Genomic DNA, 286 nt, shown 5'->3' on the forward strand with positions numbered 1-286 from the left:
CTTCCGACCATCGGGATCCTTTGACGCAATAGCAGTGCTCATGCGCTGCGTACGCATGAGCACTCCCAGCCATGCTCGTTGCCTTGCATTAACCCGCCATTAGCAGCGAGCGATCGCCCGGTTTCCCGCCGCGATATCGGACGTCAGGACGGCGCCGTCGCCGTCACGGACCTACCAGCGGTACGTCGCGCTGCCCATCACCACCCGGCGCGTGCCGTACGCGCATTGCGTCGGCGTCACGCAGATGCCGTACACCTAGTCGAACAGGTTGCTGGCGTTCAGGTCG

1 protein-coding gene is annotated in these 286 nt (G+C 64.0%); it reads left to right on the forward strand.

The genetic code is table 11. The annotated features are described in order from the left end of the window. Positions 1-78: 78 nt before the first annotated feature. Positions 79-286 (forward strand): hypothetical protein (locus tag ACR6JA_RS23430; protein ID WP_494599955.1); only part of this gene is annotated, 208 nt, incomplete at its 3' end.

Source organism: Cedecea sp. B1(4), assembly GCF_059414925.1.